Annotated in this window: 17 protein-coding genes; 4 read left to right on the top strand and 13 right to left on the bottom strand. The window is 61.2% G+C overall.

The genetic code is table 11. The features are described 5' to 3' along the window. Positions 1 to 198 precede the first annotated feature (198 nt). Positions 199 to 366, top strand: coding sequence for a 50S ribosomal protein L33 (rpmG, locus tag FJ973_RS07005; protein ID WP_006201775.1), 168 nt, complete (start codon positions 199 to 201; stop codon positions 364 to 366). A 289-nt stretch (positions 367 to 655) separates the two neighbouring features. On the opposite strand, the gene FJ973_RS07000 is transcribed toward rpmG, so the two are convergent. From FJ973_RS07000 to FJ973_RS06945, 10 genes are all read right to left on the bottom strand, one after another. Further along, the gene (locus FJ973_RS07000) at positions 656 to 1795 is read right to left on the bottom strand and encodes a hypothetical protein (RefSeq protein WP_140555378.1); all 1140 of its coding nucleotides are present in this window, start codon (positions 1793 to 1795) and stop codon (positions 656 to 658) included. Positions 1796 to 2369: 574 nt separating this feature from the next. Beyond that, entirely contained in the window at positions 2370 to 3437 is a 1068-nt protein-coding gene (ugpC, locus tag FJ973_RS06990) for a sn-glycerol-3-phosphate ABC transporter ATP-binding protein UgpC (RefSeq protein ID WP_140555376.1), read from the bottom strand. Positions 3438 to 3440: 3 nt separating this feature from the next. Then, positions 3441 to 4289, bottom strand: coding sequence for a carbohydrate ABC transporter permease (locus tag FJ973_RS06985; RefSeq protein WP_140501552.1), 849 nt, complete (start codon positions 4287 to 4289; stop codon positions 3441 to 3443). Continuing rightward, positions 4289 to 5212 carry a sugar ABC transporter permease gene (locus tag FJ973_RS06980; RefSeq protein ID WP_140555374.1) on the bottom strand — a complete coding sequence of 308 codons (924 nt, stop codon included), beginning with the start codon at positions 5210 to 5212 and terminating at the stop codon, positions 4289 to 4291. Before FJ973_RS06980 ends, FJ973_RS06985 begins: the two co-directional genes overlap by 1 nt. A 179-nt stretch (positions 5213 to 5391) precedes the next feature. After that, a complete protein-coding gene (locus tag FJ973_RS06975) occupies positions 5392 to 6669 on the bottom strand; it encodes a sugar ABC transporter substrate-binding protein (protein WP_140555372.1) in 1278 nt (425 codons plus the stop codon). 29 nt (positions 6670 to 6698) lie between these two features. Continuing rightward, on the bottom strand, positions 6699 to 7886 hold the full coding sequence (locus tag FJ973_RS06970) for a PLP-dependent transferase (protein WP_140555370.1): 1188 nt from the start codon (positions 7884 to 7886) through the stop codon (positions 6699 to 6701). After that, on the bottom strand, positions 7883 to 8617 hold the full coding sequence (locus FJ973_RS06965; RefSeq protein WP_140501544.1) for a FadR/GntR family transcriptional regulator: 735 nt from the start codon (positions 8615 to 8617) through the stop codon (positions 7883 to 7885). Before FJ973_RS06965 ends, FJ973_RS06970 begins: the two co-directional genes overlap by 4 nt. Positions 8618 to 8767: 150 nt before the next feature. Beyond that, complete coding sequence (locus FJ973_RS06960; protein WP_140555368.1) at positions 8768 to 10261, bottom strand: FAD-dependent monooxygenase; 1494 nt, start codon at positions 10259 to 10261, stop codon at positions 8768 to 8770. 528 nt (positions 10262 to 10789) lie between these two features. Continuing rightward, complete coding sequence (locus tag FJ973_RS06950) at positions 10790 to 12163, bottom strand: PleD family two-component system response regulator (protein WP_140518293.1); 1374 nt, start codon at positions 12161 to 12163, stop codon at positions 10790 to 10792. A 33-nt stretch (positions 12164 to 12196) separates the two neighbouring features. Further along, positions 12197 to 12568 (bottom strand): response regulator, encoded by a 372-nt coding sequence (locus FJ973_RS06945; RefSeq protein ID WP_140501538.1) that lies wholly within the window; start codon positions 12566 to 12568, stop codon positions 12197 to 12199. 236 nt (positions 12569 to 12804) lie between these two features. Between FJ973_RS06945 and FJ973_RS06940 the strand changes: the two genes are divergently transcribed. Further along, on the top strand, positions 12805 to 13104 hold the full coding sequence (locus tag FJ973_RS06940; protein WP_140501536.1) for a DUF3572 domain-containing protein: 300 nt from the start codon (positions 12805 to 12807) through the stop codon (positions 13102 to 13104). Between the two features lie 146 nt (positions 13105 to 13250). Here the strand turns inward: FJ973_RS06940 and FJ973_RS06935 are convergent, their stop codons facing one another. Continuing rightward, on the bottom strand, positions 13251 to 14753 hold the full coding sequence (locus tag FJ973_RS06935; RefSeq protein ID WP_140555407.1) for a hypothetical protein: 1503 nt from the start codon (positions 14751 to 14753) through the stop codon (positions 13251 to 13253). 94 nt (positions 14754 to 14847) lie between these two features. Continuing rightward, a complete protein-coding gene (locus FJ973_RS06930) occupies positions 14848 to 15435 on the bottom strand; it encodes a GNAT family N-acetyltransferase (protein ID WP_140518294.1) in 588 nt (195 codons plus the stop codon). Between the two features lie 65 nt (positions 15436 to 15500). Between FJ973_RS06930 and FJ973_RS06925 the strand changes: the two genes are divergently transcribed. Further along, positions 15501 to 16829, top strand: a complete 1329-nt coding sequence (locus FJ973_RS06925; protein WP_140555367.1) for a DNA polymerase IV — start codon at positions 15501 to 15503, stop codon at positions 16827 to 16829. Between the two features lie 23 nt (positions 16830 to 16852). Here FJ973_RS06925 and FJ973_RS06920 read toward each other — a convergent pair whose 3' ends face one another. Then, positions 16853 to 17359 carry a hypothetical protein gene (locus FJ973_RS06920; protein ID WP_140501529.1) on the bottom strand — a complete coding sequence of 169 codons (507 nt, stop codon included), beginning with the start codon at positions 17357 to 17359 and terminating at the stop codon, positions 16853 to 16855. Positions 17360 to 17538: 179 nt separating this feature from the next. Here FJ973_RS06920 and FJ973_RS06915 point away from each other — a divergent pair, with 179 nt between their 5' ends. After that, positions 17539 to 18420, top strand: a complete 882-nt coding sequence (locus FJ973_RS06915) for a DMT family transporter (protein WP_140501527.1) — start codon at positions 17539 to 17541, stop codon at positions 18418 to 18420. The last annotated feature ends 2 nt before the right edge of the window (positions 18421 to 18422 follow it).

The following is an 18422-nucleotide window of genomic DNA, read 5'->3' as shown; positions in this document are numbered from 1 at the left end:
CCCAGCCTCCATCCGCTGGCGATAAAACCGGACAACTCACGTGCTACCTAATCCGGACAACTCATGTGCTTACGACAGCAAGGCGCGTCGGGCTTGACTTTCCGGGCGCGTTCTTTATGTGTCGCGGCAAGTTTCCCGCGTCCGGGTGTTTGCCCGTGCTCCAGCGGCCAAAACCCCACGAACAAACGGACTGATACCATGGCCAAAGCCGCAAACATCAAGATCAAGCTTCTGTCGACCGCCGACACCGGTTTCTTCTACGTGACCAGCAAAAACAGCCGCACCAAGACGGACAAGCTGTCGTTCCGCAAATACGACCCGGTCGCCAAGAAGCACGTCGAGTTCAAGGAAACCAAGATCAAGTAATCTGGTTTTTCCAAGAGAATGCCGAAACGCCGCCCATCGGGCGGCGTTTTTTTGTTCCTAAAGCATTGATTTCATTGGATGGTAGTCAAACCCAGCATAACGGCCAACGTAATGGATCGCGCTACCGATAGGGCTGCTATAGTCACAAAGCCCGCGCGAGGCAGGGGCCTTGTCGAGCGGCTCCCATAAACCGCGAAAGGCGTGCGCGTCGTCACCGCATAAATCTCTACGACAAAAGCCACGGCGCCTCAGCAGGGATCCAGAGAATTTGTCTCTATGCAGCTTTGCCCTAGCCAGAAGAAAATGGTTCCAAGTACCTTTTCATGACATGCAATGGCACATAGTCACCCTCGACTAGATTTTCACCTCCCTCGTTCACAAGCACCATTAGAGCCTGAGTAGACTTTCTCATAAACACAGATAACTCAGATCGTATGGGTATATTACAAGAGAATCCTTTAATCATTACTAGAGAGAGTCGACTTTCTTCCATATTGAATTCTAGTTTAGATAAATCATTGTTAAATGGCCGATTGTGGAAAATGATAAGCTCTCCACGATCATTTATGGCTATTTCAATTTTAATAGGAAATTCAAATTGGATTCCACCAATTACGTAAGACTCACGTTTCTGAACTATTGCTAGGATTTTAGATATATCATCTTTAATATCAGATGTGTCGTTCTTTATCGAATTCGCTATCTGCAAAAATTGGTCAAATTTGGCTTCGAGTTTCGGTAGCGAATTGCGCAAATACCCAAGGCGAGACGCGATGAAGGCGACCTCCGCTTTGTGATTTTGCTTCAATGCCTCCCGCATGAAGGCAAGGAAAATAAGAGCCCAGCCCGGCTCATCATCCGTCGCCTTTCCACGAAAAAATGACGCGAAATCGGCAGGAACGGCCAGTTGGTCCTTTCCCTGCTCCGTTCCAGCGATGAGATCGCGCAGAACGCGCTTGCACGCTGCATCCAGACTCGCCTGGACCGCTGCAAAGTCGCGAGCCGATAGCGCGCCGTCCAAGTTTGTCTCTATTTCATCGACAACGTCCTTGTTGGATTCTAGCTTGAATGGCCCGCCCAATCCGATCTGCTTATGCAGATAGCGGCGCGCGGCACTAGCGAACTGAATCCTCGCGCGACGCTCCGGCGGCCGTCCGCCAAGCCGCAACTGGTCGGCCTCTTGCGTATCGACATACATGCGCACCATCACGAGTGAAGAGGTGAGTTCACTGAGTCGAATGGCGTGCTCCAAATCGTGGTTTGCTGGAACCGCGCCTGTATGAGCGCGCAGCTTGGATGCGACGTCCTCGTAGATCGCTTTATAACGTCCGCCAAACAGCGTCTCGCCGATCTTATCTAGGATGTCGCCGGCATTTTCGAGCGCCTTCCAACCGATCACCGCCCCGATGTATCCGCAAACCGAGATCATTCGTCTAGGTCCCTGATGATGGCCCAAAGTAGGGCGGCAGTTGACCAGAAATCAAGAATACCAAACGGCTGAGCCTAGCTCATATCCCGCCGCGGACGGTGGAGTTCAAAGAGATTTAGGCTGCTTTGCCGGCCGCCCTGGGATAGAGCGTGGCTTGATACTGCTGCCCTCGCTGTCCGCTAGGCGTCAATTCGCGACTGAATCTGTTCCATGATTTCGCTGCGTATGAAAGCAATTCTCCGGTCTCCGAGCCTGATGGCAGACGGAAGCCGTCTTCTGACATACCGGTTCACCGGCCTAGGCTGGTCATTCTCGCGGCATGGTTCAGCGATACGAGCGTCGGCGGAGTTGTTATTCGCAGGCATTATAAATCTCCCCCCCCGCCGCGTTGCGGCGATTCAAGAACCAAACTGATTGATGAAAGGACGCCACATGATGGCGGCAGGAGGAGGTTTCTATTAATGTGGCTCCGCAAAGCGGTTGGCCCGGGTCAAGCAAGTCTCGACTCGCCAAAAGGCCGTATGGTTAGAATATGCCCAGCGGGCAACAGAGTGGCCGCTCGGCGGCCGCGCCCCTACCCTATCCGGTCGGCGCTTTTCGGGTCGAAAACATGCAGCGCCGCCGGATCGGCCGATAGCCGCACCGTCTCGCTAGGCTTCACGCCGGCGCGGCCCATGGCGAACACGCAAAGCTGCTGGCCGGCGAGCTTGACGTAGAACTGCGTCGAGAGGCCGAGCGGCTCGACCACCACCACTTCGCCTTGCAGCGGGCCGTCATCCGCCAGCCTTATATGCTCCGGCCGCAAGCCGACGGTAACCGCATCGCCTTCCCTGAGCGGCAGGCCATCCGGCAATCGCAGTTTCTGGCCATCGGACAGCACGGCATCCGCCTTGCCGCCCTTCTCAACACTCGCCGGCAGGAAATTCATGCCGGGCGAGCCAATGAATCCGGCGACGAACATGTTGGCCGGCCGGTCATAGAGGTCGAGCGGCGCGCCGACCTGCTGGACGACGCCGTCATGCATGACGACGATGCGATCGGCCATGGTCATGGCTTCGATCTGGTCATGCGTGACATACACCGATGTGGTCTTCAGTTGCTGGTGAAGCGCCTTGATCTCGGCGCGCATGTGCACGCGCAGCTTGGCGTCGAGGTTCGAAAGCGGCTCGTCGAAAAGAAAGACCTTGGGATCGCGCACGATGGCCCGGCCCATGGCGACGCGCTGGCGCTGGCCGCCGGAAAGCTGGCGCGGCAGGCGTTGCAGAAAATTGTCCAGCCCAAGCCGCCTGGCGGCGCCGTCGACCCGCGCGTCGATCGCCTGCTTTTCCGCCTTCCTCAGCATCAGGCTGAAGCCCATGTTCTTCGACACGTCCATATGCGGATAGAGCGCGTAGGACTGGAACACCATGGCGATGTCGCGGTCCTTCGGCGCGACGTCGTTGACCAGCCGCTCGCCGATACGGATCTCGCCATCGGAAACCTCCTCCAGACCGGCGATCATGCGCAGAAGCGTCGATTTCCCGCAGCCGGACGGACCGACGAGGACGACGAACTCGCCGTCGGCGATGTCGAGGTCGACCGCGTGCAGCACACGCACGGCGCCATAGTCTTTGCGGACTTTTTCCAGCGTAACGGAAGCCATCGATTATCCCTTCACGGCGCCGGCGGTGAGGCCGGTGACGAGATAGCGTTGCAGGAAGCCGAAGAAGATGCAGACCGGGATCAGCGCCAGGATCGACGCCGCCATCATCTGCCCCCAGTCGACGGCGAACTTGCCGATGAAGGTGAGCAGGCCGACGGCGAAGGTCTTCTTGTCATCGCTGGAGATCAGCATCAGCGCGAACAGGAGTTCGCTCCAGGCAGCGGTGAAGACAAAGCCGAGCGTGGCGCCCATGCCGGGTAGCGTCAGCGGCACGATCACCCGGCGCATCGCCTGCGCGCGTGTGCAGCCGTCGATCATCGCCGCCTCCTCCAGGTCCTTCGGTATGCCGTCGAAGAAGGACTGCATCAGGAAGGTTGCAAACGCGGTATTGAAGGCGGTGTAGATGATGATCAGCCCGGTCAGGCTGTTGATCAGGCCGATCTGGCCCATCACGCGATAGATCGGTGGAATGACCATGACTAGCGGGAAAGTCTGGGTCAAAAGCAGCATCAGCGCCAGTGCCGCCTTGCCGCGAAAGGTGAAGCGCGACATAGCATAGCCGGCAAGCGTCGCGATGACAGTCACCAATGCAGCCGTCGAAACCGAGACGATGACGCTGTTGAGGAAATAGCGCGGAAAGTCGGTCGCCTCGAGCACGGTGACGAAGTTCTGCAACGTCATCTGCGACGGCCAGAAGGTGATGCCTTCGGAATAGAGAAGCCGTTCCGGTGTAACCGATATCTTCAGCGTCCAGAAGATCGGGAACAGGGCGAAGATCACATAGGCCGCGATGGCCGCATAGAGCCCGACGCCGCCGAAGAAGCGCTGCGAAGATGAGCGTCCCGCAATCATCAGACGTGCCTCACCAGGGAGCGGCGGATGGCGATCAGCGCGATCGCATAGGCAATGAGCAGGAAGAGCAGCAGCACGGCAACCGCCGATGCGTAGCCCTTGTCCAGCGACTTGAAGGCACTGACATAGATGTAGACCGGCACCGTGTTGGTCGACCCGGCCGGCCCGCCCTCGGTCATGACGAAGATCAGGTCGGCGAAAGTGGCGATCCAGATGGTACGCAGCATCACCGTGATGGCGATGGTCGGCGCCAGGAACGGCAGCGTCACCTTGGTGAAGCGTTGCCAGGGCGAGGCGCCGTCGATCGCTGCCGCCTCATGCAGTTCCGAGGGAATGGATTTCAGTGCCGCCAGCAACGTGATGGCAAAGAACGGGATGCCGAACCAGACATTGGCGACGATCGGCCCCCACATGGCGGTCGAGGGATCGGAGAGAACGTTGGTCGGCTCGGCCTTTAGCCCCAGCGCGAACAGCCAGTGCGGCAGCGGCCCGATGATCGGATTGAACAGCCATGCCCATGTCAGGCCCGACAGGAAGGACGGCACCGCCCAGGGCAGGAACACCAGCGCCTGCACCACCTTGCGGCCCCGAAACGGCTTGTCGAGCAGCAGCGCCAGGCCAAGGCCGAAGAAGAACTGGAAGAACAGGCTGGAGAGCGTCCACCACAACGTATTGACCAGCGCCTGGCCGAGCACGGCATCCGACAGCATCGCCTGGTACTGGCCGAGCCCGACATATTCCGACTTGAAGGCCGAAAACTTACGGAACGAATAGCTGATGCCGATGACCAGCGGCACCAAAAGCACCACGACCAGCAGGATGATCGCCGGGCTGAGATAAAGCCAGGGTTCGGTGGCAGCGTGCGTCAGCCGCTTGCGGCGCGGCCTCCCGGCGGGTCGTATTTCGGAAACGGCATAGGTCATTTGGGCTCAACAGTGGTGAGTGGGTGCCGGCGAAGGCGACAGCACCCTTCTCCCGTATACGGGGAGAAGATGCCGGCAGGCAGATGAGGGGCAGCGCCAGGCTGACAGAACGTAGCGCCGCCTCTCATCCGGCCCTATCGGGCCACCTTCTCCCCGTGAACGGGGAGAAGGAAGAAAAACTACTTCTTGTTCTTCGCCATCCAGTCCTGCTGTTCCTTGGTCAGGAAGGCGGCCCATTGGTCGGCAACCTCCTTGGCCGTCTTTTGGCCCAGCAGCACTTCCTGGAAATTCTTGATCGCCACCTGGTCGACGAAATTGCCGAGATTCTCCAGATGCGTCGGCGGCGTCACCATTTCATATTTGGCGCTGTCGCTGAGCTCCGTGAACCAGCCCTTGAACTGCTCGGTCTTGAAATGCGGATCCTGGTCGGCGCCGTTGTGGATCGGGACGACGCCGACTTCCTTGGCCCATTCCAGATTGTCCTTGGGCGAGAGCAGCGTCGCCATCAGCTTCCAGGCGTCGTCCTTGTGCTGCGAATTGGCGAACATTGCCCAGCCGGCATAGCCGAGCGTCGGATAGGACTTGCCGCTCGGCCCGACCGGCAGCGGCGCCACGGCGAAGTCGTCTGCGCTCATCTTGTCGGCTATACCCAGCAGCGCATCCGGATCCTGGTTGAGCATGGCGCAGGTGCCGGAATAGAAGCCGGTGACGGTTTCGTTGAAACCCCAGCTCACCGCATCCTTGGGCGCCAGGCCCTGCTTGTACATGTCTGCCAGCATCTGCAGGCCCTTGACCGAGCCCTCCTCGTTTATGGTCGACGTGCCGTCTTCGTTGAAGTAGCCGCCCTTGCCGGCGGCGATGTTCATGAACATGTGCATGCCGTTGAAGGCGCCGGGCCCGCCGCGCAGGCAGTAGCCGTATTTGCCGGGCAACGCCGAGATCTTCTTGGAATCGGCGACGAACTCGTCGAGCGTGGCCGGCGGGCCGTCGAGGCCGGCTTCCCTGAACAGCTTCTTGTTCCAGAACAACGCGTTCACATAGTAGCCGTAAGGGATCATGAACTGGGTGTTGTTGACGGTCGAGCCGAACTGCTTGGCACGGTCGCCGAGCGTCTTGGCGTCGTCCCACTTGGCCATGTACGGGCCGAGATCCTCGAGCTGGGCATTGTTGGCGTAGAGGCCCATCCAACGTTCCGGCATCTCGACCACGTCGGGCGTATCGCCGGCCTGCACCATGGTCAGGAATTTCTCGAAGGCCTGGCCCCAGGGCAGCGAGACCAGCTCGACCTTGATGCCGGGATTGGCCTTTTCGAATTCGGCGATCTGCTTCTTCAGGAACTCCGTGCGCGGCGGGCTGGTGATGACTTCGACCATTTTCAGGGTCGAATCGGCCAGCGCGTTTCCGGCGGAAATTGCCAATCCCGCGGCTGTGGCAAGCATAACGGTCAGTTTTTTCATCTTCAAGACTCCCATTTTGAAGCGGCTTGTTATTTTCTGGCTTTTTCGAAGGCCTGCGCCACGTCGGCCCACAGGTCCTCGACATTCTCCAATCCGACATTGAAGCGGATGGTTCGGGGGCTGACGCCGAAGCGCGCCATCGAATTCAGTCCCGGCGTCTGCTCCAGCGACGCCTTGGCGGGCACGACCAGGCTCTCATGGCCGCCCCAGCTCACGCCGATGCGGAAATATTTCAACGCATCCACGAAGACAGGGATGTCGATATCCTCGGTGACCTCGAAGGAGAACAACCCCGCGTAACCAGCAAGCGTCGCCTTGCCCGGATGGTTCGAATAGGCGGGGTGGTTGACGCGCTCGACATTGCCGTGCGCCTTCAGCCGTTCGGCGATGGCAAGCCCGCTCTTCATGTGGTGCGGCAGGCGCAGCGGCAGCGTGCGCAGCCCGCGCAGCAAGAGCCAGGCCTCGAAGGGCGAAAGCTTGCCGCCGAGATAGGAATAGGTCTGCTCGTTGATGTGCTTGATGTGGGCGGCCGAGCCTGCCACCACGCCGGCGACCGTATCGCTATGGCCGCCGAGATATTTCGAAGCCGAATGCAGCACCAGATCGACGCCATGCGTGATCGGCTTCTGGAACACCGGTGTCGCCCAGGAATTGTCGATCGTGGTGACGATGCCCTGCTCCTTCGCCAGCCGGGTCAGGTGAGCCAAGTCCTGCAACTCGAACATCATCGAGGTCGGGCTCTCCAGATAGAGCAGCCTGGCGCCCGGAAGGGCCGCCGCCACCGCATCCGGATCGGAGCCGTCGACATAGTCGACCCTGATGTTGAGCCGCGGCAAAAGCCGCTCGAACAGCCGATAGGCATCACCATAGCAATTGCGCACCGCAACGATGCGCTCGCCGGCGCCGACGAAGGCGAGCACCGTGGCGCTGATCGCCGCCATGCCGCTGGAAAAGCCGCGCGCGGCCTCGGCGCCCTCGAGCGCGGCGACGCGTGCCTCGAACTCCATCACCGTCGGATTGTCGCCGCGCGAATAGATCGGCTGCTTCCGTTTGCCGGCAAAAGTATCCGCCATCTCGGCATAGTTGGCGAAGGTGAACAGCGATGTCTGGTAGATCGGCGGCACCACCGCCCCACCGGGGAAAGGTTCGTCATGCGCCAGAAGCGTCGCCGCCTCGGCAAGATAGTCGTGATCGAAACCTGAGGGATGCTCGTTCATGTCTGGCTCGAAAGTTTGAGTTTGGCGGCGCCGCGCTTGAGATCGTCCTCGACGGTGGCGATCAGCTTGAGCGCTTCGGCGCGGGCGCCGTGCGGGTCGCGCGCGGCGATGCGCTCGTAAATGGTCCGATGATAGGGAAAACTGGCGTGGCCGAAATCGCGCACGCCCAGCGGATGCTCCCAGAAGCGGTGGAACAATTCGTGCATGGCGGCGATGATCTGTTCGAACAGCGGGTTGCCGGAAACCCTGTAGATCGCCTGGTGGAACTCCCAGTCCTCTTCCGAAGACATGCCCTCGCGCGTGCGGAACGCCTGCTCCATGATGTCGAGCTTGCGCTCGATTTCGGCGATATCGGTCTGGCTCGCGCGTTCGGCGCAAAGGGCGGCGGCTTCCGCCTCCAGCGCGCGACGGATTTCAAGCGTCTGCATCAGGCTGGTGAAGTCGTTGCCGCCCGCAAGCGTCAGCGGCAGATGCAACATGTCCGGCGAAACGGCTGCCTTGAGATAGGTGCCGCTGCCTTGCCGGCGCTCGACCAGCCCGAGCCCTTCCCAGCGCGTCAGCGCCTCGCGCACCGTGTTGCGGCTGACCTTCAGCCGCTCGGCCAGGATGCGTTCCGTTGGCAGCCGCTCGCCCGGCTGGAGGGCCTCGGCACGAACAAAGCCTACCAACGCCTTCAGCACGGCGTCGTCACGCGCCGTCGTCTGAATAGGTGGCAGGCTGTTTTGATCCACGCGCGTTCCAAGTGGTCCAATGGTCCAACCAATTTCTGCACAGATGGTACCTCCTGTCAACGGGATGTCAGGAGACCTAACACCGTAAAAGCTCGCAACGCATGACAAGCACGCGTTTGCGGGCGATGCGCCAGGCCGGCCTCGACCCTGCTACGCCACATCAACGCGCGGCCCGAACCAGGTGGTCAGCGCATCGGCCAGTCCCTGTTGGCTTCCGGAACCAACCCATGCCACGTACCCGTCGGGGCGGATCAGCACCGCGTCGGGCCCGGCGACGGCCCCGAGAACTGGCAGCTCCCAGTCGCCGTCGTACACGGCGTCGACCTGCTGGACCCGATCCGCCCACGGCTTGATGTCAAGTCTGCCGGGCGTGCCGAGGTTGATCAGCACCGGTCGGGCATGGTGCAGCAAGGTAAACAGCCGCACCGGCCCGCTGGCGGTGAGCAGATCGAGGTCGGGTATTCGCCACCCAAGCAGCGCGTGCCCCTCCCCGAGGTCGTAGTGGACACCCAGGCCGGATATCTCTGCGGCGATTCGTTTGCGTGGTTCATCCATGGCGAGCAGTTCGGCGATGGTGTCGCCCAAGGCTTTGGTGCGGTCATCCATGCGGCGAAGCGCGACCTGCGCCATCGTGTTGCGCAACACGCGGGCGGCGACCGGATGGCGCTCGGCATGGTAGCTGTCGAGCAGACTGTCCGGTGATGCCCGTTTGACGACCTGGGCCAGCTTCCAACCCAGGTTGACCGCGTCCTGCACGCCGATGTTGAGGCCCTGTCCGCCCATTGGGGGATGGATATGCGCAGCGTCGCCGGCCAGCAGGACACGTCTGTCGCGGTAAGCGGCAGCCTGGCGCGTCATATCGGTGAAACGAGAGAGCCAGGTCGGACTGTGGACGCCGAAATCGGTGCCATAGATAACGGTGAGCGCCTCGCGGAGATCGTCCAATGTCGGTTCACCACCGATGATCAGTCGTTTCTCGGTCAGCACGATGCCCAACCGGTCGCCGTCCTCGATCTTGCCTATCGCATGGGTTCCGTGGGCGTCGCTGCGAAAGCCCAATGGCGGTTCTTCCGACATCTCGACCTCGGCGATCATCCAGCTCATCGTCGGATCCCATCCAGCGAATTCGATGCCCGCCGCCTTGCGGATCGTGCTGCGTCCACCGTCGCATCCGACGAGGTACTGCGCCTTCATCCGTCGGCCATCGGAAAGCCCCACATCCACGCCACTGTCGTCCTGCATGAAATCCGTGACTTCCTGTCCGCGATGGATCGGCACCCCCAATTCGCTGATCCAGTCGGCCAATATCCGCTCGATGTGGTTTTGCCGCAGCGCCAGCAGATAGTTGTGCCGGCTGGGAAAGTCGCTGATGTCCAAACGGATCATGTGGAAGCCGACGGTCGGGAAGCATCGCCCCTGGCAGAGGAACCGGTCGGCGATCCCGCGCTGGTCGAGCACCTCGATTGTGCGTGCGTGCAGGCCACCCGCGCGCAAGCCAATCAGCTGCTGGGTCGGGCGCCGCTCGACAATGGCGACGTCGATGCCCGCCAATGCGAGTTCGCCTGCCAGCATCAATCCTGTCGGGCCGCCCCCGGCGACAATCACCGCATGATTTCGACGCGATCCATCTGTCGGTGCACGCATTCCCGTCACTCCGCTCCCATTGGCTAGGGCCGCGGTTTTACGGGAGGAACCCGGGCTTGAAGCAAGCCCCTTGGGCGCCATATGTATGAAGTGAGGAGCAACGCCCTCCGCCGGATGGCAAGAGAGCGTGCGCCGCAGCTCTTCACATCGTGGCTCGCCTTTTACAGTCCAAATGCTGTCGATATCCTGTGCGCAAAAAGCTCCTCATATCCGGAGCTTGGCGCAGAATCCTGATGCTATTTTGAAAGGGGGCCGGTCGGCGTTTGGCAGCGGTACGAGGAGGCCACTATATGCCAGCGCCGGCCGGCCGACCCCACGGACCCAGGAGATGCGGCGGACCTGAGCATCATGGGGTATTTTTTGATCGACCCGGCTGTCTTTCCTCGTGCCGGCGTCGCTCTGTCTGTGGCCGCACATTTGCGCAAGAGCTTATGAAAATCAACAGTTTCTTAACCAAGCCTCGTGAATCGCTTGGATTAAGGTAAATGGGTAACCTTGCCGGATTGACGGATACTCTTACCCGGTCCGTCAGGCAGCCTTGGCGACGACGCGGTTGCGGCCACCGCTCTTGGCTTCATAGAGCGCCAGATCGGCGCGTTTCATCAGCGCCGCCACGGTATCCACCCCCTTCAGCACCGACGACACGCCGACGCTGACGGTGACCTCGATGGCCTTGCCGTCAGGCCCGATGACGAACGGCATCTGGGCGATTTCGGCGCGGATGCGTTCGGCCACCTTTTCGGCGATCGCTCCATCGGTGTCAGGCATGACCACTACGAACTCCTCACCGCCGAACCGGCAGGCCAGATCGATGCCGCGCACGTTCTTGCGCAGCCGCCGCGCGAATTCCCGCAGCACCTCGTCGCCACCGTCATGGCCGTGCGTGTCGTTAATCGACTTGAAGCGATCGAGGTCGGTGATCATCACCGACAGCGGCCGACGCCGCGCCACGGCGCGGTCGAACAGCGTCTGGAGATGGCTGTCGAGATAGCGGCGGTTGTGCAGCCCGGTCAGCCCGTCGGTCACCGCCATTTCGATCGTCTGCGTCACGCTGGCGCGCAATTGGTCGTTGTAGCGCTTGCGGCGCACCTGGGTGCGCAACCGCGCCGTCAGTTCCTGCTGGTCGATAGGCCGCATCAGATAGTCGTTGATGCCGAGTTCGAGACCACGGATGATGCGCTCCTCCTCGCCCTCCTCCGCCAGCAGGATGATCGGCAGGAAGCGTGTGCGATCGAGCGAGCGCAGTTGCGAGCAGAGCCGAAGCGGATCGAAATCGGCGAAGCTCGTCGAGATCATCACGCATTCATAGGGCGTCTCCGCCGCCTGGAAGAAGCCGGCATGCGGATCGCTGGCGACATCCAGGTCAGCACAGTCGCGCAGCATCTTCTGGACGCGCTCGATCGACGATTTGCGCTCATCGATCAGAAGCACTTTCGGCGTCGTGTCCTCGGAGGCGAAATTGCGGCTGAGCAACTCTTCGATGCCGATGTTGCGCGTGGTCGAAGCGCGCAGCCGCAACTCGTCGGTCAGCGACTTCAGCCTGACGAGGCTCTTGACGCGCGTCATCAGTTGCAGGTCGTTGACGGGTTTGGTCAGGAAATCGTCGGCGCCGACCTCAAGCCCGCGCACCCTGTCGGAAACCTGGTCGAGTGCGGTGATCATTACCACTGGAATATGCGACGTCGCCGGATCGCTCTTCAGGCGGCGGCAGACCTCGAAGCCGTCCATGTCCGGCATCATGACGTCGAGCAGCACGACGTCGACCTTGCCGTTCTCGCAGGTCTCGATTGCATCCAGGCCGTTGGTGGCGGTCAACACCTCGAAATATTCGGCCAGCAGCCGAACCTCCAGCAGCCTGACATTGGCAGGGATGTCGTCGACGACGAGAATCCGAGCGGTCATTTCACAAGGCTCCGGCTTTGGCGGCAAGGTGCATCAGGAATCACCCAGGTAAGACTTGATGGTTTCGATGAAGCGCGGCACCGAGATCGGCTTGGAGATATAAGCCTCGCAGCCGCCCTGGCGGATGCGCTCCTCGTCGCCCTTCATCGCGAAGGCGGTGACGGCAATGACCGGGATGACGTGCAGGTCGTCGTCTTCCTTCAGCCATTTCGTCACCTCCAGCCCAGACACTTCAGGCAACTGGATGTCCATCAAAATGAGATCCGGCCGGTGCTGACGCGCCAGATCGAGCGCTTCCAGACCGTTGCGGGTGCGAACTGTCTCGTAACCGCTTGCTTCGATGAGGTCCCGAAAGAGCTTCATGTTGAGCTCATTGTCCTCGACGATCATGACCTTCTTAGGCATCGATATCCCGTCCCGGCCGCTGTTTCGCTCGAACGCGGCCGTTATGCGCCCTTCCGGGACGCACCAAACCCTGGTCGACTCTACGGCAATATGATTGACGAAACGGAAACCTGCGGCGAGAAAAGCTGCTCCGTTTCCACCTCGGGTCCCGCACTGAAGAGGTAACGACTTGCCGCAAGCGACGCTTGCCATTACTGCGGAAGAGACTCACATTCCGCATACCCTGAAAGGTAGTGATGGCAAACGCAGCGTCAATGCGCGAGGAGGCCGAAACCATTGCCGTGAAGGCTCTGGCCTTCGTCGCCTCTGATCCCGAACTGCTGCCTCGCTTCCTGGCGATCACCGGCATCGAGGCGCATTCGATCCGCAAAGCTGCCGGCGAGCCGGGATTTCTGGCCGGTGTGCTGCAGTTCGTTCTCGCCCACGAACCCACATTGCTGCGTTTTGCCGAGGAAACCGGCACGCCACCGGCTTCCGTCGGCAAGGCGTTGCGCGCGCTGCCGCTGGGCGACGATAACCACGAGCATTCCATATGAGTGACGATCCCAAGGCGGCGCCCCGATCGCCAGGTCGAGCGAAGTCTGACTCTTGTCGCCCGGTTTGAGCGACAAGCATAAAACGAAGGCTTGAGGCGCGTCGCGCCAATCCGTTCGAAGGCGACGCGCTTTGGTGAGCCGAGTGGCTACGGTGTCGGATCCGCCTGGTCCGTCTCGTCGCCGCCATCGTCAATGCTGTCGTCCTCGGCAGGATCGGCCGGCTTCAGCATGACGCCATTGACAATGACCGAACCGTCCGGCTTGGCGTTGACGACCCATTCCATGCGGCCGTCCGTCAAGGTCTTGCCGAACCCTTTCACCATCAGGGCCACAGGCACGTACTGCGCCACCTCCGGTTCCGATTTCGCCGCTTCCTGCAAGCCCTCGACGATCTTGTCGAAGCCGGCCACGTCCACCGTCACATTGGCTTCCGGCTTCTCGCCAGGAAAAGTCATTTCGCCTTCCAAGGCAATTTCGGTATCCTTGTTCTTGATGGTGCTATGGCCAATGACAACCTTCGGCGTCTTGGCCATGAAGTCGGTTTTGAGCTGCTCTCCGAATTCGGCCGACAGCGGCGGGTTCTTGTTAAGATCAAAGGCTTCGATTGCCTTCTTCGCCATGCTGTCGAGATCGATATTGGCGCCGCCGAAGTTCAGGTCGATATCGGTCGGCAGCAGCGCCATGCTCCAGTTCGGCAGAAGCTGCTGCGGCACGGTCAACCCAGATGCCTTGATCCCGTAGCCGATCGTACCGCTCTGGGCGACGCCATCCATTCCGAAGGCGGTGCTGAGCTGCGCCGCACCAAACGTGCCGACCGGGCTCTCGACCGCGAAATTCTTGAACCCGTATGTCCCGTCGATGCGTTCCCACACAGGAAGCGCGGCGAGCAGAAGCGATTTGAGCTGCGCCTGGTTGGCTTTCAGCGTGGCTTCATTCTCATTGGCGACGGCAAATGCCAGGAGATCGAGCAGCGGCTTGGTCTGCACGCCCTTGCCTTTGGCATCCACCGACAGTTCCGGTGATTTCACGGTGACCGGGAATTTCAGTCCGCTTTCGGGATCATCGAATTTGATCGCCTCGACAAAGTTCGACACTTTTTGCGACAACGCGAAATCGACCCCGCCATTGGCAGCCTTGGTGGCGGCCATGGTCGCGGTGCCGCCGTCGGCGCTGACTTCCATGTGCTGCTTGGCATCTTGCGACACCATCGTCATGCCCGCCATCGAACTGGTGCCGCTGGTAAAGGCCGCCAGATTGGGGTCGTAGACACCGGAACCCTTGCCGTCCTTGATAGAAAATTGCGTGCTCTGCAGCCCCTGCGGCCCGTTGAACTCGAAGGAGGCGCTGTGCGAAAGATCCATCGAGACATCCCAGGTTCCGTCGCTGCGCGGCTTGACCAGCAGGGCGTAGGGCGCAAAGTCGAATTTCAACAGCTTCTGGTCGGGCAAGGTGCCGGCGAGCGCCTTGAAATCGAACATGATCTTGTAGGCGCCGCCTTCGACCGAGACCTTCAGGATGCCCTTGTCGAGGGCCTGTTTGCCGACATAGCGGGACAGGTTCTCGGATAGCTGCTTCGCACCCTGGCTGTCGACGCTCTGGCCGAAAGCGGGCGCGCTGAGCAGAAGCGCGGTAAAGGCGATTGGCAACATCCGGTTCACGTAGAATTCTCCGTTTGGTCGAAAAGGCAAAATCGTCTCCTACTTCTGGTAGGGAAAGACCGTCACAACTGCAAGACGGCGAAGTTCAGGCGCTCGGCTCCAGCACCAGCCGCATCAACGGCCGGCCCGCCTTGCGTTCCAGGAGCCGCTCGAACCCGGCCTTCTCGAACACGCGCGACGAGCCCACGAACAGCCCGATGGAGCGTGAATCCTTCGACAGGTCTATCGGGCAGGCTTCCACCATTCGCGCGCCGTTCCTGCGGGCGAAATCGATGCCGCCTTCGACCAGGCGATGGCTGATGCCCCGGCCCCGTGCCTTGGCGCGGATGAAGAAACAGGAAATTGCCCAGACGCTCGGATCCGATGCGTCCGCGGGATCGACCGGAGCCGAGCCCCGGCCCCGGTTGTTCCACTCGGGCACGTCGGCGCGCGGCCCGATCTGCATCCAGCCGACTGCCTTGCCGTCCTCGAACGCCAGCATGCCCGGGGGCGGGCCTGCTTCGATGCGCGCCCTGATGTGGTCTTTGTTGCGTTCGCGGCTGCTTTCGCGACGAGCCGCCGGCGCCAGCCGGAAATGCGTGCACCAGCAGCCGTAGCAGGCGCCCTGCTTGCCGAAGAGATCTTCGAATTCAGGCCAGAGCTCAGGCGCCAGCGGCACTATGGTCGTGCTCATGCGTTCTCCCCAGGCCAAGCTTGTCGCTAGCCTTGCACTGTCGTACCATTGTGTTTGTTCTCTTTATGTTCGCAGCGATGGCGGCTCCTGTCAATAATCCTGATCGCGGTTTCTGCCGCGACTGCCTGGCCTTTCAGCGCGGCGACGCCAGGCGCTGCGAGCGATGCGGCAGCCCCAGGCTTGCCCGTCATCCCGAGCTGTACCGGCTGCATCTGGCCCACATCGACTGCGACGCTTTCTATGCGGCAATCGAAAAACGCGACAACCCGGCGCTGAAGGACAAGCCGCTGATCATCGGCGGCGGCAAGCGCGGCGTCGTCTCCACCGCCTGCTACATCGCCCGGATAAGGGGCGTGCGTTCCGCCATGCCCATGTTCAAGGCGCTCGAGGCTTGCCCCGAAGCGGTGGTTATCCCGCCCAATATGGAAAAATACGTGGTCGTCGGGCGCGAGGTGCGCGCCATGATGCAGGCGCTGACGCCGCTGGTCGAGCCGCTCTCGATCGACGAGGCGTTTCTCGACCTTGCCGGAACCGAACGGCTGCACGGCCTGCCGCCGGCCGTGGTGCTGGCCCGTTTCGCGCTGGCCGTCGAGAAGGAGATCGGCATCACCGTTTCGTCAGGTCTGTCCTACTGCAAGTTCCTGGCTAAGGTGGCGTCGGATTTCCGCAAACCGCGCGGCTTCTCGGTCATCGGCGAAGCGGAAGCCGTGGGTTTCCTCGCCGCACAGCCGGTGAGCATGATCTGGGGGGTCGGCAAGGCATTCAACGCCACGCTCGAACAGGACGGCATCCGCACCATCGGCCAGCTCCAGAAGATGGACCGTGGCGACCTCATGCGCCGCTATGGCGTGATGGGCGACCGGCTTTACCGGCTCTCGCGCGGTGAGGACGTCCGCCGCGTCGATCCCGACCAGGACGCCAAGAGCGTATCGGCCGAAACCACTTTCGACACCGATATCGCTTCGCTGGACGAGCTGGTCTCGGTGCTACGGGGCCTTTCGGAAAAGGTCTCGGCCCGATTGAAGAAATCCGGCATCGCCGGGCGCACGGTGGTGCTCAAGCTGAAGACGCAGGATTTCAAGATCCGCACCCGCAACCGCCAGCTCGGCGACCCGACCCGGCTCGCCGACCGCATCTTTTCGACCGGGGTCGAGCTGCTGCGCAAGGAAACCGACGGCACCAAATACCGGCTGCTCGGCATCGGCGTCAGCGATCTTTCCGCCGATGACAAGGCCGATCCGCCCGATCTGGTCGATATCCAGTCGCGCAAGCGGGCCATGGCCGAAAGCGCCATCGACGCGCTGCGCGACAAGTTCGGCCGCAAGGCGGTGGAAACTGGCTATACGTTCGGCAAAGGCCGCGACACCCACCCGCCAGAGCCGCTGGAAGACTGATAATGGATATCAGCTGTCGAGATTTAGGTGCGCTGCAGATCGATCCTGCTTGTCACCATGCTCTTGCCGGTTTTCGGATCAGTGTCGATCACCGTCAGCCGCATGCCGTTCTCGCCTCGTTTCTCGACCTTCATCTGCGCCTTTCGGTCACCATTGACCTCCTTGGCCCAACGGATGCCGAGATTGATCGCGTTGCCCGAACGGGTGCCGTTCAATTGCGCAGGCCCGGTACGGGACCCGACATAAGTGCCGCTATATTTCGCTCCGGCAGTCCTCAGGTCCGCGCTGATGGCGCGCGTCACCACGATAAGCCCTCGGCAATTGCCATCGAGCGACAATGAGGTCGACGTCGCGTTTGACCTGAACGTGCAGGACACATTCACCGTCGGCGCGTCGGTAGTCACCTTGACGATGCCCTTGCCGGTGAAATTGCCCTTGAACGACTGGAGAAATCTGGACTCGTCGGCATGTGCCGCGCCTGCCGTGACCAACAGGCAGCCAGCAAGCGCAAATTGCGCAAATGATCTCATCGAAATTCTCCTATCGACATTGAAAAGCACCTGCGAAGCACTTCCGATATTCGGAACTCAACGCCCCCTGCCGTGCCAGGTTCCGCCTTCAACATGACTGTTTTGCAACATCCGGCTGGCCCAGAAGAATGCGGCTGCTAGCGGTTGCGGCAAAAGCCACGGCCTGCGACATAGCGGAAATGGCACCCACCCCTTCCATCCCCAAGGCCGCGTTCTGGATGGCGCTGTCGATCGCCTCGTTCCTGGCGATGTCGGTCGCGGGCCGCGCCACCACGGCCGAGCTCAACGTTTTCCAGGTGCTGGAGCTGCGCTCGGTGATCGGCTTTTTCATCCTGCTGCCGCTGGTCATGCAAAATGGCGGCTTTGCCGCCATGCGCACTGGGCGCCCCCTCGCCCATGTCACGCGCAACGTGGTTCACTATACCGGCCAAGCGGCGTGGCTCTACGCCCTGACGCTGATCCCTTTGGCGGTGCTGATCTCGATCGAATTCACGACGCCGATCTGGACGGCGATCCTTGCGGTCACCTTTCTCGGCGAAAGGCTCACCCGGCCGAAGCTCGGCGCCGTGGCGCTCGGGCTGATCGGCGTCGTGATCATCGTGCGCCCAGGCGTCGGCTCGGTCGATCCGGGACATCTGGTCGTGCTGGGCGCGGCAATGTGCTTCGGCATCTCGCTGGTCCTGGTCAAGTCGCTGACGCGGACCGACAGCGTTGTGCGAATCATCTTCTGGATGTTGATCATCCAGTCGGTGCTCGGCCTGGTCCCGGCGCTCTACGAATGGCGCAACCCGTCGCTCGAGCTGTGGCCGTGGATTCTGCTGATCGCCTTCACCGGCATGTCGTCGCATTTCTGCATGGCCTGGGCGCTGAGCTACGCCGATGCCACCGTCATTTCGCCGATGGATTTCCTGCGCGTGCCGCTGTCGGCATTGATCGGCTGGCTGCTCTACCAGGAGCAGATCGACGCCTTCACCGCAGGCGGGGCATTGCTGATCCTGATGGGCAATATGCTCAACCTGCAGCGCCGGCAGCCAAAGCCGGCGCAAGCGGCGGCATCGTAGCG

The organism is Mesorhizobium sp. B2-1-3, assembly GCF_006442495.1.
Classification (GTDB): domain Bacteria; phylum Pseudomonadota; class Alphaproteobacteria; order Rhizobiales; family Rhizobiaceae; genus Mesorhizobium.
Note: the sequence above shows the minus strand (reverse complement) of the source record. Positions and strands in the feature narration are given on the sequence as shown.